This is a genomic window from Paraliobacillus quinghaiensis (genome assembly GCF_003426025.1).
Classification (GTDB): Bacteria; Bacillota; Bacilli; order Bacillales; family Amphibacillaceae; genus Paraliobacillus_A; species Paraliobacillus_A quinghaiensis.
Map to the genome: position 1 here is coordinate 1 of NZ_QJSH01000021.1, position 22,247 is coordinate 22,247.

13 protein-coding genes and 1 pseudogene are annotated in these 22,247 nt (G+C 37.0%); 3 read left to right on the forward strand and 11 right to left on the reverse strand.

What is annotated here, in order from left to right; all coding sequences use genetic code 11:
* From D2K40_RS12510 to D2K40_RS12525, 4 genes are all read right to left on the reverse strand, one after another.
* Positions 1-2,664 (reverse strand): CBM35 domain-containing protein (locus tag D2K40_RS12510; protein ID WP_162879217.1); only part of this gene is annotated, 2,664 nt, incomplete at its 3' end.
* Positions 2,665-2,816: 152 nt separating this feature from the next.
* Entirely contained in the window at positions 2,817-3,656 is an 840-nt protein-coding gene (srtB, locus tag D2K40_RS12515) for a class B sortase (RefSeq protein WP_117156460.1), read from the reverse strand.
* A 159-nt stretch (positions 3,657-3,815) separates the two neighbouring features.
* Positions 3,816-4,373, reverse strand: coding sequence for a CBM35 domain-containing protein (locus D2K40_RS12520; protein ID WP_117156509.1), 558 nt, complete (start codon positions 4,371-4,373; stop codon positions 3,816-3,818).
* 435 nt (positions 4,374-4,808) lie between these two features.
* Positions 4,809-6,893: a glycoside hydrolase family 97 protein gene (locus D2K40_RS12525; RefSeq protein WP_117156462.1), complete on the reverse strand. Its 2,085-nt coding sequence runs from the start codon at positions 6,891-6,893 to the stop codon at positions 4,809-4,811.
* A 370-nt stretch (positions 6,894-7,263) separates the two neighbouring features.
* Between D2K40_RS12525 and D2K40_RS12530 the strand changes: the two genes are divergently transcribed.
* The 3 genes and pseudogenes from D2K40_RS12530 to D2K40_RS12540 all read left to right on the forward strand — a co-directional run bounded on the left by D2K40_RS12530 (position 7,264) and on the right by D2K40_RS12540 (position 10,958).
* Positions 7,264-8,871 carry an alpha-amylase family glycosyl hydrolase gene (locus D2K40_RS12530; protein ID WP_117156464.1) on the forward strand — a complete coding sequence of 536 codons (1,608 nt, stop codon included), beginning with the start codon at positions 7,264-7,266 and terminating at the stop codon, positions 8,869-8,871.
* 164 nt (positions 8,872-9,035) lie between these two features.
* A pseudogene (locus tag D2K40_RS12535) lies at positions 9,036-9,512 on the forward strand (RNA-guided endonuclease InsQ/TnpB family protein); the annotation flags it as partial.
* Positions 9,513-9,932: 420 nt separating this feature from the next.
* Positions 9,933-10,958, forward strand: a complete 1,026-nt coding sequence (locus D2K40_RS12540; protein WP_117156466.1) for a family 43 glycosylhydrolase — start codon at positions 9,933-9,935, stop codon at positions 10,956-10,958.
* Between the two features lie 67 nt (positions 10,959-11,025).
* On the opposite strand, the gene D2K40_RS12545 is transcribed toward D2K40_RS12540, so the two are convergent.
* The 7 genes from D2K40_RS12545 to D2K40_RS12575 all read right to left on the reverse strand — a co-directional run bounded on the left by D2K40_RS12545 (position 11,026) and on the right by D2K40_RS12575 (position 22,022).
* Positions 11,026-12,792: a glycoside hydrolase family 2 protein gene (locus D2K40_RS12545; RefSeq protein WP_117156469.1), complete on the reverse strand. Its 1,767-nt coding sequence runs from the start codon at positions 12,790-12,792 to the stop codon at positions 11,026-11,028.
* Between the two features lie 23 nt (positions 12,793-12,815).
* A complete protein-coding gene (locus D2K40_RS12550) occupies positions 12,816-13,649 on the reverse strand; it encodes a carbohydrate ABC transporter permease (protein WP_229666768.1) in 834 nt (277 codons plus the stop codon).
* Position 13,650: 1 nt separating this feature from the next.
* Positions 13,651-14,610 (reverse strand): carbohydrate ABC transporter permease, encoded by a 960-nt coding sequence (locus D2K40_RS12555; RefSeq protein WP_229666766.1) that lies wholly within the window; start codon positions 14,608-14,610, stop codon positions 13,651-13,653.
* 112 nt (positions 14,611-14,722) lie between these two features.
* Positions 14,723-16,033, reverse strand: coding sequence for an ABC transporter substrate-binding protein (locus tag D2K40_RS12560; protein WP_229666764.1), 1,311 nt, complete (start codon positions 16,031-16,033; stop codon positions 14,723-14,725).
* 336 nt (positions 16,034-16,369) lie between these two features.
* Positions 16,370-17,299 carry an ArsR/SmtB family transcription factor gene (locus D2K40_RS12565; protein WP_117156473.1) on the reverse strand — a complete coding sequence of 310 codons (930 nt, stop codon included), beginning with the start codon at positions 17,297-17,299 and terminating at the stop codon, positions 16,370-16,372.
* A 488-nt stretch (positions 17,300-17,787) separates the two neighbouring features.
* Positions 17,788-19,557, reverse strand: coding sequence for a 5'-nucleotidase C-terminal domain-containing protein (locus tag D2K40_RS12570; protein WP_117156475.1), 1,770 nt, complete (start codon positions 19,555-19,557; stop codon positions 17,788-17,790).
* A gap of 38 nt (positions 19,558-19,595) precedes the next feature.
* Positions 19,596-22,022, reverse strand: a complete 2,427-nt coding sequence (locus D2K40_RS12575) for a 5'-nucleotidase C-terminal domain-containing protein (RefSeq protein WP_117156477.1) — start codon at positions 22,020-22,022, stop codon at positions 19,596-19,598.
* Between the last annotated feature and the right edge of the window lie 225 nt (positions 22,023-22,247).

A 22,247-nucleotide genomic window follows, 5' to 3' on the forward strand; every position in this document is an offset into this window, starting at 1 on the left:
TGTATTATCCCCTGCTTGAAGATCAACATTAAATTTAGTAGTTTCAAAGACTCCCCAGTCACCCGTCGAAGATGTTGCAATTTCCTTCTTGTTTCCATTAACGAATACAGATACTGTTGCATCATCCATCGGTGTTGCATAAGATAATTCTACTTGGTAAGTACCCGCTTCAGAAGTACTAACGTTGAATTCAACACTATCTGTCGCTGGATCATCATAACCACTTACATATTTCCCACCAGATGCATCATCACTTTCGCTAACAACTGCTGCTCCATTTAGGATTGCATCTTCTGCTTCATAGATGTTATCATTCGTTTGTTCTTCCTCTGGTGTTTCTTCGGATGCATTATCTTCATTCTCAGCGCCTTCGTCAGTCATTTCAAATACACCGTAGACACTGAAGTGTGATACTTCTGCAACTACTATGCCTTTCTCTTTATCAAAAGAAAGTGGCGTAATTTCTTCTTGTTTTTCACCTTTTTCATCAATATAAATGACCTTTAAATTCTCCCAGTTATTCACCTTGCTAGAATCAACAGTAAAGGTTAGGGTTACTGGATTTTCACTGAACTCACTAGCAGCCGACATCGTAAAGTTATACAAACCACTCACTGAATCCGAGTTATTATTTGATATCGTATCTGAAACCTCACCAAAATCAAATGTAACATCAGAACCTGTTTTTAAAAGTGTAGCAGGAATGTTAGCTTTCACTTTCCCATAAGATAGTTGAACAGAATACCCATCTTCTATACTCGCAAGTGCTTCTTTTGTAAGCTTAATAGTTTTAGATGTTGCTAGATAAGAATAGACCTTGTTCTTACCATCTGTAAAATCAGTTACTTTATCTACTACTTCTGTGTTGCTTTCAATCTGAGAAGTTTTTATATAATCGAGTTGGACATAACCTGACCCTTTTACAAATTTTAATGTATTATCCCCTGCTTGAAGATCAACATTAAATTTAGTAGTTTCAAAGACTCCCCAGTCACCCGTCGAAGATGTTGCAATTTCCTTCTTGTTTCCATTAACGAATACAGATACTGTTGCATCATCCATCGGTGTTGCATAAGATAATTCTACTTGGTAAGTACCCGCTTCAGAAGTACTAACGTTGAATTCAACACTATCTGTCGCTGGATCATCATAACCACTTACATATTTCCCACCAGATGCATCATCACTTTCGCTAACAACTGCTGCTCCATTTAAAATTGCATCTTCCGCTTCATAGGTGTTATCGTCTGTTGTTCCTTCGTCTGTCGTGCCTTCGTCCGTTGTTCCTTCGTCTGTCGTGCCTTCGTCCGTTGTTCCTTCGTCTGTTGTTCCTTCATCTGTTGTTCCATCGTCTGTTGTTCCTTCATCTGTCGTGCCTTCGTCTGTTGTTTCATCACTAATGAGTGTTGTTTTTATATAATCGAGCTGGACATAGCCTGACCCTCTTACAAACTTCAATGTATTGTCCCCTGCTTGAAGGTCAACATTAAATTTAGTAGTTTCAAAGACTCCCCAGTCACCCGTCGAAGATGTTGCAATTTCCTTCTTGTTTCCATTAACAAATACAGATACTGTTGTATCATCCATCGGTGTTGCATAAGATAACTCTACTTGGTAAGTATCCGCTTCAGAAGTACTAACGTTGAATTCAACACTATCTGTCGCTGGATCATCATAACCACTTACATATTTCCCACCAGATGCATCATCACTTTCGTTAACAGCTGCAGCTCCATTTAGAATGGCATCTTCTGCTTCATAGGTGTTATCGTCTGTGCTTCCATCATCTGTTGTACCCTCATCTGGGGTTTCTTCACTGATAAGGGAAGTTCTGATATAATCCAGTTGAACATATTCTGATCCTCTTACAAACTTCAATGTATTATCTCCTGATTGAAGATTAACTTCAAACGTTGTAGGATCAAAGACTCCCCAATCTTTTGTTTTAGGAGTTGATATTGGAGTTTCAAGTTCAGTTCCATTTAAAAATAGAACTACATTAGCCGCGTCCAGTGGAGTAGCATACGATAATTCTACTTGATAGGTACCTGCAGAAGGTGCATTTACATTAAATTCAACACCATCTGTGGCTGGATCATTATAATCACTTACATATTTCCCTTCAGATGCGTCAACACTCTCATTAACTTTTGCAGCTCCAACTAGGGTTGCATCTTCTGCTTCATAAGTCGTTCCACTTGTTGTCACTTCACTGCTAAGTGTAACTTCTATATAGTCAAGTTGAACATACTCTGATCCTCTAACAAACTTCAATGTATTTTCCCCTGCTTGAAGATCAACTTCAAATGAAGTAGTATCAAAGACTCCCCAATCTTTTGTTTTAGGCGTTGATATTGGGTTTTCCATTTTTGCTCCATTTAAAAATAAGTCGACATCAGCCCCGTCTAGTGGAGTAGCATAAGATAGTTCGACTTGATAAGTATCTGCTTTATCTACGTTTACGTTGAACTGAACGCTATCTGTTGTAGAATCATTATAATCACTTACATATTCCCCACCAGATGCGTCAACACTCTCATTAACTTTTGCAGCGCCAATAAGTGTAGCACCTTCTGCCTCATACATTGTGCTTGCAAAAGCAGTATTTGAAAGTGACATTATCAATAGTACACTAAGACAAATTGATAAAATTTTCTTTTTCATACTATAACTCCTCCTTTATTCGCCTTTATATCCTCATCTTCCATATTAAACTGACATCTACAGAGTCTTATTTCATTCATTGAATTAAGTGAATGAAATAAATTTAAAAAGCTAACTCTATTAGAGAATTAACTAGATAGTCTTTCTTCCCTCTAATTTTCTATAAGCTTTGCTTGGACAACCAAACGTGCATCATCAAAATCATAAACACATGTAGATAGTGTTAAAATTTTATCTTCACTATTAACATCAACATCAGTGGAAAACAATGACTTTTCTTTTACTGTTTGTAAAAAACCCTCGAATTCAACATCTGTTTCAAAATCGGGTTTTATATAATTGAAATCGGTATCTGTAACATAAACAGAAAATATTTCCCAATGCAATTCTTCATATTTTGAATTAAAAACAATCACAGGATTCTCTAATAAAAACTCCTCTTCTTTATACTTAGTTAACCCTGCAAACATAGATCCATCTTTCATATGATGACCGTAAATAATTGTATTCCTGTCAAGAGAATTGGGGGAGTTACGATAATCCATAAAAATAGATCCTGCTTTATTTTTTTCATTTTTAAAGTTATTGCGGAGGTAATAGTCATTATTTGCTCCTTGGACTACAGGATAATCAATAGGTGTATTAGAAATTCGTATCCAACCTACTGTACTAGGATTAATTTCTAATAGACTTTGAAAATTAGACATGACTTCTTTACGTACTTTTTTGCCTTGATCGCTTTCAAGTGCATCTTCACTTTTAGTTGTGCTTTCTCCTGTATCTTCATAAAAAGTTTCTTGGATTGAGTTATAGGTATTTTTATTGTCAATACTGGCCATCAAATCTTTCCCTATCATAAAGCATGAAAAAGCAAAAACGATAACACATATAAACATCGCCAAACGATAGAAAAGGGATTTATGATTTTTACCCAATTTATTATTTCTTCTGTTTTTTATTATTTGTTTGAATTGGTTGATCAATTTCCCCATTTGTATCCCTCTTAGTTTTTCACCGATTATTTTATCGGTTTATTGTAACACTATGATTTTATAAATTAGCAATGCCACATAATAATATAAACCTAAAGATGTGTAATCTAGATTATGCAGCCCCAAAAAGGACTGCATAATTCAATTCACTATTTTTTATTAGTTAATTCTTCTTTTTCTAGAAACTACTAAGAATGCGCCACCAGCAAGAGTCATAGCAGCTAAAGCAACATACAGCATAGTGCCGGCATCACCAGTATCTGGATTTTCAGCTCCTGTACCATCACCAAGTACTTTTATATAGTCAATTTGGACATAATCTGTAGATTGCTTAATTGTTACAGTATTATCCCCTTCTTCAAGGTCAAGACTAGCTGTAATCACACCAAACCCATTTTCTGCCCAACCACCTGTAGATGGAGTAGTTACTACAGTTCCATTAACAGACATAGAAGCGTTATCCATTGCAGTAGCATAACCAAACTCAACTTCATAAGTACCAGCTTCAGATACATTTACTGTAAATTCAATAGCGTCAGATGCAGGATCATCAAAACCCAACACGTATTCTCCGCCAGAGGCAGTATCCACCGCTTCTGCTTTGGCTGCTCCAATAAGATTTGCGTTTTCCGCTTGATAGGTTGTGTCAGCAAATGCAACACCAACAAAGGATAATACTAATGCAACACTGAATAAACTTGCCACTAATTTTTTCATAATAACAGTTCCTCCTAGAAATTTAAATTTTTAAAAAATTGCACTGAAAAGTCTTTTTACTATAATTTGTTAACTGACTCTGAAATTTCGGTCCCCCTTTCAAATCAATCACTGGTTACAAGTATTTTCATGTGTAAGAGTTAATCACCAAACTTTTTTCGTTCAGTGAATTAAGTTAAAGCAGGTATAGAAATACGCTTCAAATACTCCTACAAAATAATACTTCTTGAAAATGAGTTAAGCTTTTGAAATTACAGACTTTCTTTTTCGGTCAGGTGATTACAAAAAATGTTCACTGTATACATGTGAAACAGATTAATGTAACCCCTTTCACGATTAATATATCACATGCCTTTAGCAAGTCAATAATGTCTCTTGTTCTCAGAGATATATTGCACCTTTTATCTGTTATTTGTAAAATAACACACTTAAATCTTATTTATTTTCACCCACTGGATATATTCTTACGGCATGTCCGCCGCCAGCTACTAAAGAAGCTACTAAGCTATCCTCAGCATCAACAACTACTTTATTTACAGCAACTGCAGAGGGGTTGGTCTGCAAGTCAGCATCTGGACTATCACTATAAATTTCCGCTACATATTCTTGTTCTTTATTTAAAAAATCAAGTGATATTTCTAAATCTCTAGCGTGCTCATCAGTTGTGCTGCCAATGTACCACTCTTCTCCACTACGGCGGACAACAGTAATATAGTCGCCAATTTGCGCATTTGGAACAAAGGTATCATCCCATGTAACTGGCACATCTCTAATAAATTTAAACTCAGGTAATATCTCTCCCTTGTTATCTTTATAATTATCGAGTAAATCTGGAACCATTTGCATCCCACTAGAAATGGTGACATATAGCGCTAATTGTTGGGCGCGAGTAGTATGAACACGATTATTAGGTTTATTAGCTATTTCAATGTCAAATATCCCAGGGGTATAATCAATAGGTCCTGCCATCATTCTAGTAAAGGGTAAAATAGTCAAATGCTCAGGTGGAGTCCCTTCACTCCAAGCGTTATACTCCTGTCCCATTACTCCCTCACGAGTCATCCAATTAGGATAAGTTCGATGGAGCCCGGTAGCCATAATTGGTTCATGTGTGTTAATCATTATTTCATGCTCCGCAGCTAGTTTAACAGCATTTAAATAGTGATTTACCATGTATTGTCCATGATGGTTATGTCCCACGGGATCTTTTATACCATGATCAGCTACATAACCACTTTTTATTGCACCAATTCCGAGTTCTTGATAGAAATCATATGCCGCATCGATTTGATCCTCATAATTTTCAATATCTCCACTAGTTTCATTGTGCGCAATATATGCTACACCTTTTTCTTTTGCATACCTCACAACTTCTTCCAGGTCATAATCTGGGTATGGTTCAGTAAAATTAAATAAATCACCATTGTCCATCCAGTTCCCATCCCAACCTTTATTCCATCCTTCAACTAGTAAACCAATGTTTTGGTTTTCTGAATCAAGATATTCATTAGCAAAGTCTATATGTTCTTCTGCATTTGCTGTTGTCGCACCATGCTTAGGACCTGATCCCCAGGTAGACGTGCCAACATGCATCCCCCACCATATCCCCACATATTTCATAGGGTTTATCCAAGAAGTATCCTCAATAACACTTGGTTCATTAAGATTGACTATTAAATCTGATTCCACTAGATCTCCTGCATCTTCGCCAATTTGTATGGTTCTCCATGGCGTTTGGATTGGCAAGCTTTCTTTCTTTACTTTCACATCACTAAGTTGCCATGGAGCTAAAATACTTTTTAATGTATTCTTTTTTTCCTCCACTGATTCTAAGGCCATCCCCGAATAATCAATTAGAGCTGCCTCATGAACTGTAAGGTGAATACCTTCTGGAGTTCTCATAGTAAATGGCGTGCTTATTTCTTTAACTTCACTTAAAGGTGTTTCCTGATACTTATATTCATAACTATTCCAATCATTAGGAATCCACCAAGACTTATAATCTCCTGCGAATGTAAATTCAGTATTTTCCGCTGTAATTTCTATCTGCTTACTAACATTATCCTGTTTAGGAATTACATATCGAAAGCCAACACCATCATCATAAACTCTAAATTCTATATTCATTTTTCTATTTGGAGATTCATTCTCTTCTAAGTACACAGTTAATTGATTATAATGATTTTTAATTACCTTTTTTTCTCCCCATACTGGCTCCCAGGTTTCATCAAATTCTTTTGTTGAAGTTTTAATGATTTGAAAGTTATTATACAGAGGTTTTAAACTTGTAAATTCGAAACCTAATGAAGATGGTTCAATAATGCTCGTATCATTATAGGATAGCTCGTAATTTGGCACACCTGTATCCGTAAGTGTAAAATTCAAGCCAATCTTACCATTGGGCGACTCTACTACACCATTAGTTTTTGGTTCATTCTCAAATACTCCTAATACACTAAGTGTTACAATAACTCCGATGAAAAGCGCACCCATTAGTACAATCCTCTTTCTACTAAACATATGTTACCTCCTCTTTAATTTTAATTAAGGCTTAATTATCACTCTTTGTATGCGTTTTCACAACCGTTTATATTACGATATCTGAGTCATATATTATGCAATATGCGGGGAAGCGGGGGAAGAACTGTCCCCTGCCCACCTAATCTTAAAGCAAGCGATTGCGCATTAACTTAATTTATTTAAGTAGTTATGCCTTTATTTTAATTCTAACTCATTGACAATAGACTATCGCGGACGTACAATTAGTGGTAAAATAATGAAAACGATTGCATGAATTGTTCATTGTGATGTTTGTTACATAAATGGAACAATAATACTAGTTTAAACACTTAACTTTTGTGATGTTTTCCAATGTGAAAGGGGAGAAAATATGAAATTTAAAAAACTAATCACTTTATTAAGTACAACAGTTGTAGCTGGACTCTTTTTGTTAGGTTGTTCTTCCAATTCTGAGACAGAAAATTCTGGAACACCACAAAACTTAGAGAATGTTGAAATGCTACACTCAGAATCTAATGGTGTATATTACGAAATATTTGTTCGGGCTTTTGCTGATTCTGATGGAGATGGTTTAGGAGACCTTAACGGGATCATATCCAAATTGGATTATTTAGAGGAACTGGGAATTGAAGGCATTTGGTTAATGCCAATAAACCCTTCACCTAGTTACCATGGATACGATGTAACAGATTATCGAAGTGTCAATGAGCAATATGGAACTACGGATGACATGAAGGCACTTATAAAAGAAGCGCATGAAAGAGATATTAAAATTCTGATGGATCTCGTTGTCAACCATACGAGTCGCAGCCACCCTTGGTTTGAGAAAGCTATGGAAGGTGATCCAAAATATGAAGATTACTTCGTATGGGCATCTGAAGACACGAACACTTCAGCACGCGGAGAATGGAATCAGTCCGTTTGGCATAGAGCAAGAAATGGAAACTATTATGAGGCGGTTTTTTGGGATGGGATGCCTGATCTTAACTTTGAAAATCCCGAAGTTAGAAATGAAATTCATGATATAGGTAGATTTTGGCTTGAAGAAGTTGGTGTTGATGGATTTAGATTAGATGCGGCTAAGCACATCTATTCAAGTACAAGTTCTGAGATTGATGAAGAAAATGACCATAAATGGTGGAGAGAATTTAGAGATGAAATGGAAAAGGCTAAGTCAGACGTGATTTTACTCGGTGAAGTGTGGGATGCTCCAACAGTTGCTGGTCCCTATTTAGAAGATGGACTAACCTCTACGTTTAATTTTGATTTAGCAGGTAAAATCCTTCAATCAGCTAGCTCTGAAAAAGATGCTGGACTTGCATCTTATCTAACTAAAATTAGAGATTATTTTAGTAATGTATCTGGTGGTGAGTTCACTGACTCAACTTTTATCACTAACCATGATATGAATCGTGTCATGAGCGAGTTAAACGGAAACATCAACCAAGGAAAGATGGCGGCTTCCCTATTGTTAACTCTTCCTGGACGTCCTTTCATCTATTATGGTGAAGAAACAGGGTTATATGGTGAAAAGCCTGATGAAGAGATTCGTGAGCCCTTCCTTTGGAAACGAGATGAAAATGCTACAGAGCAAACATCTTGGAGAAAATTAAAGCACAATAAAGATTTTGAAACACTTTCTGTAGAAGCTCAATTGGAAGATGAGAACTCCATGTTAAATCACTATAAAAGGATGATTCATCTACGTCGTTCTAGTAAAGTCCTTATGGAAGGAGAAATAGATTCTTCTTTAACTAAAGAGAAAGGTATTGCATCATTTAAACGAATATTAGATGATGAGTCTATGCTTGTACTTCATAATTTATCTGGTGATGAAATGAATTTTGAGTTAGCAGAAAAGGAAAGCGACTATACCGAAATTTATTACAAAACAAAACAAGAAATTGAAGTAACAAACAATGAAGGTACCATACTAGTAAAACTACCACCTTACTCATCAGTATTTTTAACGAACTAACATCCAGGGGGGAAGCAGGGGACGTTTCTCTGCTTCCTTTTTTCCTTCCACTTCCTTTTTATTCCTTAAACATCAGGTCGGTGACACACCTAAAATCCCTGAAGCTGGCGTTTTGAACTTTCTTCAACCTCTTTTATTCTGTGTTAATATGTTACCTGTTTCCTATTGCAGTATTAGATAAACACATCAAACTCCCAAAACTGGGACTTGTTCGTTATGCTAAAAGCCGAGAAGTAAAAGGTAGAATTTTGAATGTTACCGTTAGGCAAAACCCTTCTGGAAAATACTTTGTTTCTATATTAACTAAAACACAAGTTAAAGAAATTCCTAAAACAGGCTCAGCTATCGGAATAGACGTAGGCCTGAAAAATTTTGCTATTGTTTCAGATGGGACAATCTATTTTAATCCAAGGTTCTTCCGAACCTTGGAAGAAAAGTTAGCCAAAGCACAAAGGATTATGAGTAGACGCACAAAATATGGTGCAAATTGGAATAAAGCTAGAATCAAAGTAGCTCGTATCCATGAAAAGATTGCTAACGCACGAAAAGATTACTTAGATAAAATCTCTACTGAGATTGTCAAAAATCACAACTTGGCAAAGGCAATTAGTGAAGTTAAAAAAAACATGGAATCTTATAAAATTTCCTAAGGATGAGAAGGGTGAAGTCCTTTCCTGTTATCCCATCTAGAGAGAATATGTTTCTGATATAAAAAATTTAAAATAAGATGTAAAAAGCAAGAGGATCACCGATTGAATCCCCATAGCATTGTGACTGCGACTTCGCCCTTCTGGGACAATCAAAAATTTTGCGTGTAGGCTTAATACAGACATAGAAGAAGGCACAACGAGCAGAAAAAATCCGCCCGTTGCGCCTCCCTCCCTTCCTTCTGGCAAAACTTCCGATTTTCCCCTAAAAGAACCGTCACCCGCTCCCCTTCTTTTCAACAAATAAACATGTAATAAAACATTTTTTTATATAATAAAACTCTTGAGTGTTATCCTTCTCTTTATTATACTGATAGTAGTGGAACTAAACTATAATCACATAGGGGGCATTATATGAAAAAGATTTTTCTGTTTCTCTTTATTACAACATTGTTTGTAATAACTGCTTGCGGTGATAGTGAAGTTAATGAGACGACTTTTCAAAATCCTGTTTATGAACCTGTTTTGGCTGATCCTTCTATTATCAAGGCTGATGATGGCTATTACTATGCCTATGGTACAGAGGATGCATGGGGAGAACATTCTAAAGCTGTTTTTACACCAATCATAAAATCGAAAAATTTAATCGATTGGGAGTATGTAGGACCAGCATTTGAAGCAAAGCCGAATTGGAAGGGGGCGGGCAGTCTTTGGGCACCTGATATTCAAAAATACCAAGATAAATACTATTTATACTATTCTCTGTCAATCTGGGGAGATTCGAATCCTGGTATTGGTGTCGCATTATCCGACAATCCTGAAGGCCCATTCGAAGACCAAGGAAAGCTTTTCACTAGTGAGGAAATAGGCGTAGCTAACTCTATTGACCCATTTTTCTATCTGACTGAAGATGGTATTCCTTATCTGTTTTGGGGAAGCTTTCATGGAATCTATGGAATTGAGTTAGCAGAAGATGGATTAAGTACAAAGGGAGAAAAGTTCCAAATTGCTGGTGATGCGTTTGAAGCACCTTATATTATCAAAAGAGAGGATTACTATTATTTCTTTGGTTCACTAGGATCCTGTTGTGATGGGGCAAATAGTACGTACCATGTTGCAGTTGGTCGGTCTGACAATCTACTAGGACCTTACCTTGATAAGAATGGTAAGGATATTAAAAACAGTACTGGAACAACAATCCTTCAAGGTCAAGAAGATGGTCTTTATGTAGGACCTGGCCACAATGCAATTGTTCAAGATGATGAAGGTACAGATTGGTTAATTTACCATGCTATTAATAAAGAAGACTCAAAACTATGGACAGGAGCTTCTAGAAGACCTGTTATGATTGATCCAATTGTTTGGGAAGATGGCTGGCCTAAAGTTAAAGACCAACAACCAAATACAGAAGACCAACCAGCTCCAGTCATCAACCAGTAACATAACAATCTATAAAACTACTAAAGAGCCATCAATCTAACATAAGATTGATGGCTCTTTAGTAGTTTTATTTTTGGCTGTTAATCTCTCTAATAGCACTTAAGTCACATTTTGGCTTTCTGTCATAGGTTAACAACCCATTAATCTCCTGCTCAACATCCGTTAATTGAGTGTAGCAAAACCCTTGAATCACTTCAGATTGCTGAAGCGCTTCTGTTTGTTCCTTATATTCCTCAATCAAATCTTTTCCTGAGTTTACCGCCGAATAACCCCAGCCATCTTCTACGTTTTCTTGGTCTTTGTCAAATGCTATTCCACCATATTCTGTAATCATTATTGGTTCGCCACGATAACCAAACCCCTCGGCATATATCGTTCGATTAGCTGGTGTTGTTGTGACAGCAGATTCTACTGATGTATATGTTTTTTTCATTTCTTCAGCAGAAAGGTAATTATGAATGCCGCAGATATCTGAAATTGTATGCTCCCATCCCTCATTAGACAATACTGGACGAGTGGTATCCAACGACTTCGTTAGATAATACATCGATAGAGAGTGATCTTGCTGCTGTTTTTCATGAGCCACGCGAGAAATACCCCAACTCTCATTTAGTGGAACCCACGTGACAATTGATGGGTGACTATAATCTCGCTTCACCGCTTCTACCCATTCACCAGTTATTCGCTCTACCGCATTCTCACTATATTCTGAGCAGTTAGCCATCTCTCCCCAAACAAGAAAACCTAACTTATCGGCCCAATACAGGAATCGTGGGTCTTCTACCTTTTGGTGTTTTCTTGCCCCATTGAATCCCATCTCTTTCGCAAGCTCAATGTCTTGTTTAAGCGCATCATCTGAAGGAGCAGTTAATAATCCACCAGGGAAATATCCTTGATCAAGAACTAACTTCTGATAATACATTTTATTATTTAAAAGGAACTTCCCATTTTCCACAGAAACCTTTCGCATCCCAAAATAACTAGTGATGTGATCGATAATCTCCCCATTAGAAATAAGCGTAAGCTCAACATCAAATAAGTTAGGATGTTCAGGAGTCCAATACCAGCCCGGTCCATGGATATTACTACGATCTGTAAAACGATTACGAACATTAAAGCTTCGTTTTAGATACGTTTCATACAATGTTGTTGTGTCGGAAAGAATCTCTTTTCCATCAAAAGTAATAGTTACTCGAAGCTGAAGATTATCAGTTACTGCTCCATCCACCTCTAACTCTAGGTCAATGTCACCCCTGTCTAGTTGAGGTGTCCATCGAATCGATTCAATTCTTTGCTCATGGACAGGCTCTAACCAGACAGTTTGCCATATGCCAGTTGTTCTTGTATAAAAAATCGAAGCAGATTTTTCATGCCAATACTGTTTCCCTCTAGGAATTGTTACATCTTCTGAAGGATCCTCTACACGAACAACAAGCTCGTTATCTCCATCCTTTAAAAAGTGGGATATATTTGCGAAAAATGGTGTATTACCACCTTGATGGTAAGTCACCTTTTCCCCATTAACGTATACCCAGGCCCGATAGTCAACCGCACCAAAATTTAATAAAATTTCTTTCCCCTTCCAAGCATTGGGGATTGAAAAAGATCTATGGTACCAAACAATATCGTGAAATGCCCCATCACCTATCCCACTCTTTTCAGCCTGGTAGGCAAAAGGTACTTTAATCGTTGTTTGGGTTGGAAAGGACAAATACCATTTTTCCTTTACTCCTTTATTTTCATCATCAAAAGCAAAATTCCATGTTCCATTTAAATTTAACCATTCTTCTCGTTGGAATTGTGGTCGTGGATATTCTTTTTCTAAATTCGCCATCTTAAGTCCCCCAGTTGTATGGTTTATTTAATACCTGTTTGTGTAATTCCTTTAATCAATTGTTTTTGTCCAATTAAAAATACGATAACAATCGGGATCGTAGCGATTGTGGTTAAGGCCATCAACTTACCATAAGAAGAAACAAAGCTACCTTGCTGCATAATGGCAATACCAGTTGTGATCGTTCTCATTTCAGGAGTGTTTGTTGCTACTAACGGCCATAAGAAGTCGTTATATATTGTCATGAATGAAAAAATTGCGAGCGTCCACATAATCGGTCTTGCAGAAGGTACGACTACTTTAATAAAAATTTGCCACTTATTCGCGCCATCCAAACGTGCTGCCTCTTCCAACTCTTTCGGAAAACCTCTGAAGAATTGATATAGCAAAAAGACACCAAATGCATTAGCGGTATATGGGAAAATTAAAGCCATATACGTATTCAATAGTCCAAGATTACTGAATTGCATATATAAAGGTAAAAAAGTTATAACAAACGGAATCATTAATGTACTTATAAAAAGTGGAAATAAATACTTTTTAAAAGGTACGTCTAATCTTGCTAGACCATACGCTGCCATTGAATCGACAGTCACAATAATACCTGAACCAACTATTCCAACAAATAAGGAGTTGAACATCCACTTAAAAATTGGGACATTGATACTTTGCGAAAGTAAAGTGTACGTATAATTTTCGAATGTGAAATTCTTCGGAAACCAATTTAGTCCGCCAGCAATCGCCTCAAAGTCATTCTTAAATGAGGTCATCACCATCCAAAAGAGAGGAATTAGAAAAAGGATCGCCAAGACCACTGCTAACAATATTAAGAGTGTTTTCTTTACTGGTTGTCTCAACTTAAGCGCCTCCTTTGTTAGTGGCATTAGATACCTTAAACTGAATAACAGAAACTATAATCATAATTAGCGCCATTAAAATTGCCATTGCCGAAGCCGATCCGAGCTCCCTTTGTTCAAATGCTTGCTGCACAATACCCATTAACAATACTTCCGTTGAATCCCCAGGTCCACCTCTTGTCATTAAGTAAGGCTGCCCATAAACATTAAAGGATGCAATCGTTGAAGTAATAACAACAAATAACATAATCGGCCTAATCGATGGGAGTGTGATTCGGTAAAACTTCTGCCATGCACTGGCTCCATCAATCGATGCTGCTTCATACATATCTTCAGGTACTTCATTCAAGGCATTGATAAAGATGATCATATTAAAACCAATCGTCCACCAAACTGTTGCGAGGACAAGGGATATCCATGCAAAAGGCTGCTTTGTTAGCCAAGGAACTGGGTCAAAGCCTAGTTGCATCAAATAATTGTTTAAAAGACCTGAATTTGTATCTAGAATCCATAAAAAGATTATCGAGATTACCGATACAGAAATCGCATAAGGAATAAAGTATACTGTTCGAAAAAACGTCCTTATTTTTCCTGGCAAACTATTAAGTAGTAATGCTAACCCTAGCCCAACAATAACGAGCAATGGAACAGAAAAAATTACGAACTGAAAGGTTTTCAAAAGCCCTTCAAAAAATAGGCTGGATAATGCTGTATCCGGTGTGAATATTCTTATATAATTTTCAAATCCAATAAATACATGGTCTTTGGATAGAAGGTTATAGTCATGAAAACTAATGTAAATACCATAAATTAATGGAAAGAATAAAAATGAGCCGAACAGGAGGAGATATGGTAAAACGAATAAGAAGGATGTTGCCTTTGATCTCCTATTACTTCTAACTATCGACTTGCTGAGACCGACTTGTTTCATCAATTGTTTGTTACTGGTTTGATTGGTCACTTTCCATCACCCCACTCTAAGTGAATTTATAATAGTTGATTTAAGAAAAAGGAGCACTTCCAATTGGACATGCTCCTTTTCACATTAACCCAACGTTTATTATGAGATTATATTACTCTTCCAATGATTGTGATGCCTTATCTTGTGCTTCCTGTAGAGCTTCTTCCACACCTGATTGTCCTAATAACGCTGCGTTGATTTCTTCCATTAATGGATCAACAGCTAATCCCCAGTTTTCAACATCTGGTGAGAAAACAACATCATCAAATTGCTTCGCTACTTGTGGAGATTGAATATTAACTTCTTGGAATGCATCACTTTCATACGTTGCTTTTGCAGCTGGTGCTTGCCCAGACTCAGCCCAAGCTAATGTATTATCCCCCACATAACGTAAGAAGTTCAAGATTCCATCTATTTTCGCGTCATCTACACTTTCAGGAATCACAAAGTTGTGTGAGTTCGCAAATACTGCTTCTTGTTCCGTTCCTAATTGTGGTACAGGAGCAACACCAAAGTTCATACCTGCATCAACCCATTGTTGTAGCATCCATGGTCCATTTAAATGCATTGCATTTCTTCCTTGCAAAAACAAAGTAACCTCACCATCCTGCTGTACATCTGCAGGTGAAACTTCATACTCTGCAATTAAATCTCTTTGGAATTGTAATGCCTCGACAACCTCTGGTGCTGTAAAGTTAACTTCGCCATCAGTATAAAGTTCTCCACCATTTTGCGCTACAAGAGTTGGAAAAATAAACTGTTGCGGCCAAAGTGTCGGCACTACGTAACCATATTCATTTTTATCTGCGTTTGTTAATTTTTGTGCATATTCTATGAATTCTTCACGGTTTGTTGGTGGTTGTTCCGGATCTAATCCTGCCGCTTCAAACATGTCTTTATTCCAGTAGAACATTAATGGATGGATATCAAGTGGTAAACCATAGATTTCCCCATTAACTGTTGCACCTTCAATTCCTCGCTCGTGATATTGAGCGGCTGTAACATCCCCACCCAATATATCATCTAGAGGCTTTAGTATATCTTTTTCTGAATAAGTAAATATTTGATCACCATGCATGATTAGTACGTCTGGTGTATTGTCACCACCATTAAATGAAAGGTCAACTGTTTTATAATAGTCTGTTTGTGGTACAATCTGAAAATCTACTTGATAATCATCTTGAGATGCATTGTAGTCATCAACAATTTTTTTCATAAACGGACCGTCTGCTCCTGAAAACGGTGCCCAGAAAGAAATCTCTTGTGTTTCTGTGCTTCCAGAATCTGATGAATTTGATGAGTCTGAACCATTAGTATCTTCACCATCATCCCCCGATGCACCACTATTTCCACTACAGGCTGCCAAAACTAAGATCAAAAATACTGACAATAAACTAATTAACCATTTTTTATTTCTCACCATGAATTTCACTCCTAATTTCAGATTGTTTTAACGCTTTGCTCCGATCAGTTGCGCGCAACAACGTAAATTGTTTGATCGCTACCCTGAAAGGTTAATGAATACCAGCTTAATAAGGTTATAGAATCATAAACAATGGCTCCACACCTTACCACAAAAGGTCAACAGTACTCAGAGTAACTCCTATCCCCCTTTATATAAAACGCTTTCATGTTTACGGATTTATTGTAACACCAAAACATATTTTACATCAAGTATTTTTGTAATAAAAAATAAAAAAATAGAACAAAACTTGTAAACAGCTTTGTTCTAGGTACTTTATAACTATTTTTGAGAGGATTAGGACTGTTCTTTATCGTCGTATCTTAATTTCATCACAATACCTTGCTCATAATTACCAAATTTTGATCCGAACAGATTCAAACCACCTTTATTTACGGCATCAGTCTTCACACCAATTTTAAAGGAAATAAATGGTTTATCCCTAATATCCAAATCATTAATATTCTTTTCGCTTGTAATCTTTACTCCATCTAGGAAAAAACCGTCCTCTGAGATTTTCCAATTCTTAAGCAGCCCATATTGGGTGTGGTTCGTCAGCCACCAATCTGGTGTAAGGAAGCCTCTCTCTCCACCAAAATCACTAGGTGAGGTCCATGTACCAATCTCTACCCCATTAACCCAGACAGTTATATCTGATGGCCAATCCGTTTTATATAAAGGTGCTTCAGAGCAAATTTCCGTACTAAATTCAAGCTGTTCAGGCTTACTACCATAAGGGAGACGATTAGGAAAACGATACTCAATAAAACCTGCTTTAAAAAAGATTAATTCCGCATTAATTCGATCTCGTTCATAAAAAGATCTTGGGTCATCATGCATCCCTATGTAATCTTCTACACTAACCAGACCGCAGCTTGGTTCAACATAACAATCTACATATTCACCAACAGGCATATCATAGATAACGACTCGTTCATCCTTTTTAGTATCCTGTGGACCAATATCAATAACAATTTGATCATACTTTTTGGTATTTACCTTCTGCGTCCCACGTCCAGGTAATAATTCTGTTGTGATAAGACCAACATCTTCTAATTTCTTAACATTTACAGCAGTCGTTGAAAAAGGCAGGTCCAATCGTTCTGATAGCTCATTAACATTATGTGGACGTTCACTCAATAAACGTAATATACTCATTCGATGCTTATTTGAAATTGCTTTAGATACTTCTAGCGCGTCTTCAAATTTTAAATTTAAGGTTCTCATGGTTAAATTCCGCCTTTTATTATAACTTTTATTGTAACAATATAATTATATCGAATTATGGCTAATAAAACAAATTTTTGGAAGTTGTAGATATTTAATAATTTAATAGATCTGGGTGGTTTGATAAGGGTTATTTAAATTTATACTTTAGTCCTTATAACAGAGAATGGGGATTGCAGATTTTCACAGTATGAAGCAGGGGACGGTTCTCTGCTTCCTTTTTTCCTTCCACTTCCTTTTTATTCCTTAAACATCAGGTCGGTGACACACCTAAAATCCCTGAAGCTGGCGTTTTGAACTTTCTTCAACCTCTTTTATTCTGTGTTAATATGTTATCTCTTAACACGCGAGTGAGAGGCACCTTGTCAGTTGCTTCCAAGTGATTAAATTGTGTACAAAAAAAAAGACTAAAAGGGAATCCGTTCAATCCGGATCCCCTTTAGTCTTAGTTTGTGTTCGACAAAAACCGGGAGGTGACAGGCACCGCCTTAGTTTTGTAGTCTTTTTCTTCTTACTGCGAATAGTGTTGTTGTACCGAATACTAGTAGTAATCCACCTACCATTAACCAATTATACTGGTTTGTTGCGGTATCTGGTAATACTTCGCCGTTATCTGCGCTAGCAATTTCAAATACACCGTAAGCACTAAAGTGTGTCAGTTCTGCTACAACTTCTCCTGTTTCTTTATTATAAGAAATTGGAGAAATTATTTCTTTCTGATCACCATTTTCGTCGATGTAAACAACTTTTAAATCTTCCCAGTTGTTTACTTTATTTTTATCGACAGTAAACGTTACTGTTATTGGGTTATCACTAAATTCTGTGATGTCTTCACCATCTGCAATGATTGAGAAATCAACTAGCTCACTCACTGCATCTTTGTTATTCTCAGCTACTTCATTAGAAACTTCACCAAAATTGATGGTAACATCTTTACCTTCTGGGAATAGTTTATTTGGTATTAATAATGTAGCTTTTCCGTTAGATAGCTCAACTGAAAAGTCTTGATCTAACTCAGAAATCGCTTCTTTATTAATTGTAACTGATTTTGCTTCCTTGCTGTATGAGTAAACTTTTTGGTTGTCATTTTTCACCAATTGAGTTTCGTCTTTGATAACGTCTTCACTTGACTGATCTTCTTCTTGTTCATCTGATTCGTTATCAGTAGATTCGTCTTCATCTGAACCTTCATCTGGTGAATCATTATTATCAGATGTTGCAGCAAGATTAATGGAATACTTAGCAAAACCATTATCTAGTTCAGATAAAAATTCTATTCCTTCTACTTGACCTGTGTACTTTTGTGCTTCAGGTGAAGAATGGAAAGTTAAATTTACATCCCCATCAATCGGAGCTAAACTCCAGTTATTATCTGGTGATGGATTTACTTCTCCATTGTCACGAATGTAATTAACTAATGCTTGACGGTTTTCATCTGGTGACTCAATGACAATATTATCTCCGCCAGGATTAGCAATAGGTGTTGCTGAAGCACGGTAATTATTTGTTGCTACTAGGAAAACTTGTTCCTCACTTACTTCTTCACCATTATACTGTAAGTTAACAATACGATGGCTATCTGGGTTAATTACTTCTTCCCCACTTTTATCATATCTTGCTGGTTGTGTAACATCAATTTGATATGATACACCATCAATTATGTCAAAATTATAACTTGGGAAACCTTCATCTGATCTTGTATTAGGGCGTACTAGTAGTTGCTCCTCAGTACTATTCGGATCAATTTGGTAGAATTGTCCCGCAGACCATTCTAGCCATTCGCGAACTTCTGCCCCATTTAACTTTAATACTTGAATTGTATTTGGATATTTGTATAAAGATGTTGTATCTTTAATCGCAATACCGCCTGCTTCAATATCTGTAAAGTCTGTAACACCATCACGACCAGCTTTAAATGGTGCAGCTGCTGAAAGTACTGGTAATCCTTCTAATTCAGTACCTTGAATGTATTTTTCAACGTATGCCATTTGGGCATCAGATACAATCTGTACAGTTGGATCATCTTGTACTTGTGAAAAATAACTGTATAATGGTGCAGATGTTTCTCCTACTGGAGCATTCACGTAATCCTTCGTAGCCTGATGTTCATCAGCTACAGCCTCACGCACATCTTCATCAGCTTCTACATCTTCAATTGATCTAAGACTAGACATTCCATCTAAAATAGTCCATTCATTGTCAACTTTTTCTAATTCAAAGTCAATGATTCCTAGGTGTGATCCCCAGAAACCTGGCATCACTGCAGGTAATCCATTGATTGTACCTTTCTCGACATTTACTCCTTCAATTCCTGCATAACTATCACTCGGAAATGCACATGAGCATGACCAAACAATACGGTATTAATACCTTCTACTTTTGTTAAGGCATAAGTAGCATTTTCTTTCATTTCACCAGTTTCATTAACCTCACCTAAACCAGAGTGAGCAATTGCAACAACAAGGTCTGCTCCATCTTCTTTCATTTGTGGAACAAATTTTTCAGCTGTTTCAACAATACCCTTAGTGATTACTTTTCCTTCTAGATGTGACTTATCCCACAGTGAAATTTGTGGAGGAACAAAGCCAATAACACCAACTTTTATCGTATGTTCTTCACCGTCCTCGTCAACTACTGTGCGGTCTAGAATGGTATACGGATCAAAAAAGTTTTCGTCATTATCTGGGTTATCATCCCCATCATCAACAAATACGTTAGCGTTTACATATGGAAACGCAGAACCTTCCATCGATTTCTTCAAATAATCTAATCCATAATTAAACTCATGGTTTCCGTAGTTACCAGCATCATAATCTAATAGATTCATCGCTTGGTGAACTGGGTGAAGATCGCCTTCAGACCAATCATGTTCTTTCGCCATATAGTCACCCATTGGACTACCTTGAATTAAATCACCATTATCAAATAGTAAAGAGTTTTGCTCTTCTGCTTGAGCATTCTTAATTAATGTAGCAGTTTTTGCTAAACCAAAGTCACTTGTAAATTCACCTTGGTAATAATCATAATCCATTACGTTTGCATGAATATCAGTAGTTTGCATAATGCGTAGATTAACAACATCCTGATCTTCTGCTGGATATTCATCTACCTCAGAAATACGTCCTTCTGCTTCGTATGTGAAGGCACCATCTTTAGAAAGTTCTTTGACATATTCAGCGGTTACATCAACGTCTACTGGGCCAATTTCACCTGGTCCGTCATAGAAATCCTTAACCTTACCACCAAACATATAGTTATTTACTACGATAGAGTATGTTTTGTCTTCGTCAAATGGTGTTCCATCTTCATTCATCATGTCAACAATTGCCTGCGCTTCGTAATTCCAAGTATATTTGAAGCCAGAAATCGAGTAATCCGGTCCATAGCTCGAAAATTGAGCGTTCATTAATTCACGGATCTCGCTACCTGTAAGTTCAAATTTTACTAAAGTGTTTCCAAATGGTTGGATGTCAAACAAATCACCAAAAGTCACTTGTCCCGCAGCTAGATCGTTACGAATACCTCCACCATTCATCATCGCGATGTCAGCATCCATACTTACTTTCATACCATCTGCAATTAAATTACCAAGTGCGTTGTCACCAACTTCGCCACGACCTGCGTATCCACCTTCAATATCAGTTGCAGCTTCACCAACAACTTCTCCTTTTACTTCTTCAACTAAATCATTATACTTTGCAATAATACTTTGAACTTCTGCATCAGGAGTTACTTCGTCACGGTCAACAAAGACAATCTCAGCTACTTTCTCTACAATATCACCTGTGTTAGGATCTATTGAGATATCAACGTCTGAAAAAGCTTGACCATAATCAAATGCTTGCACAATCAATTTGTTGTCAACTACTCGATCGACAATATTATGATTGTGAGCACCAAAAATCACATCTACCGCATCATCAACATTCTCCGCAATATAAGCTGCATCACTTTCCCCTTCTGGTCCACCACTTTGGGTAACGGGGTTATGCGCTAAAACAATAATTGACTCTATGCCTTGATCTGTTAATTCTGCAACTGAATCATTTATCGCTTCAACTTCGTTCGTAACTTTAAGATTTTCATTTCCAGTTTGCACAATCATCTGAGGTGTTTCTGTTGTAGCTACACCAATGAAACCAATTTTTTGGCCTTCAACTTCTTGGATATAGTAGGGATCTAGAATCAATTCACCCGTTGATGTGTCATACACATTGGCTGCGATCATCGGGAAGTTCATTCCTTCATACCCTTCAAGACCGTCTGGGTGGTCTCCACCATCGATCATTCGTTTAAGTTCGGCAATGCCTTCGTCAAACTCATGGTTCCCAACTGTACCGATGTCAAACCCCATAGCATTCATAATCTCAACAACAGGCTCGTCTTGGAACGCTGCAGAAACAAGAGGACTTCCGCCAATCATATCTCCTGCGTGAACAATTAGACTATTGTCTACTTCTGCTTCTCGATCGCGCATCATGGTCGTCATGTTATCAAGTCCACCTAAGCGTTCTTCCGTTCCGTCTCCATCATAGTCAAACTCATCCTCATAATCTATGAAGCCATGGAGATCGTTGACTCCCAAAATCTGCACCTCAACATTATCTGACTCCGCTTGAACAGAATCTGTACTAAACGGAGTGGCAATTGCACCTAAAGATAACAATGAAACAAGAGCGACACTGACAAAACGTTTTCCTTTTTCTCGAACCCTTTTCCTCAAACAATCATCTCCTTAACCAATTTTTTTTACTAAACAAGTATGTTACTGTATGTACTCATTTAGTGATAAAGCATTATACTATGAAGTATAATAAATTCATTGTAAATGAAAATTAAGGAAAAAGGAAGCGTTTTCACAAAAAAAGTTAGACGTCTTACGTTAGACGTCCAACTTTTGTTTTTAAATCGTTTATTGAACTCCGCTGTTGTGCTTTCTTTCTCGAAA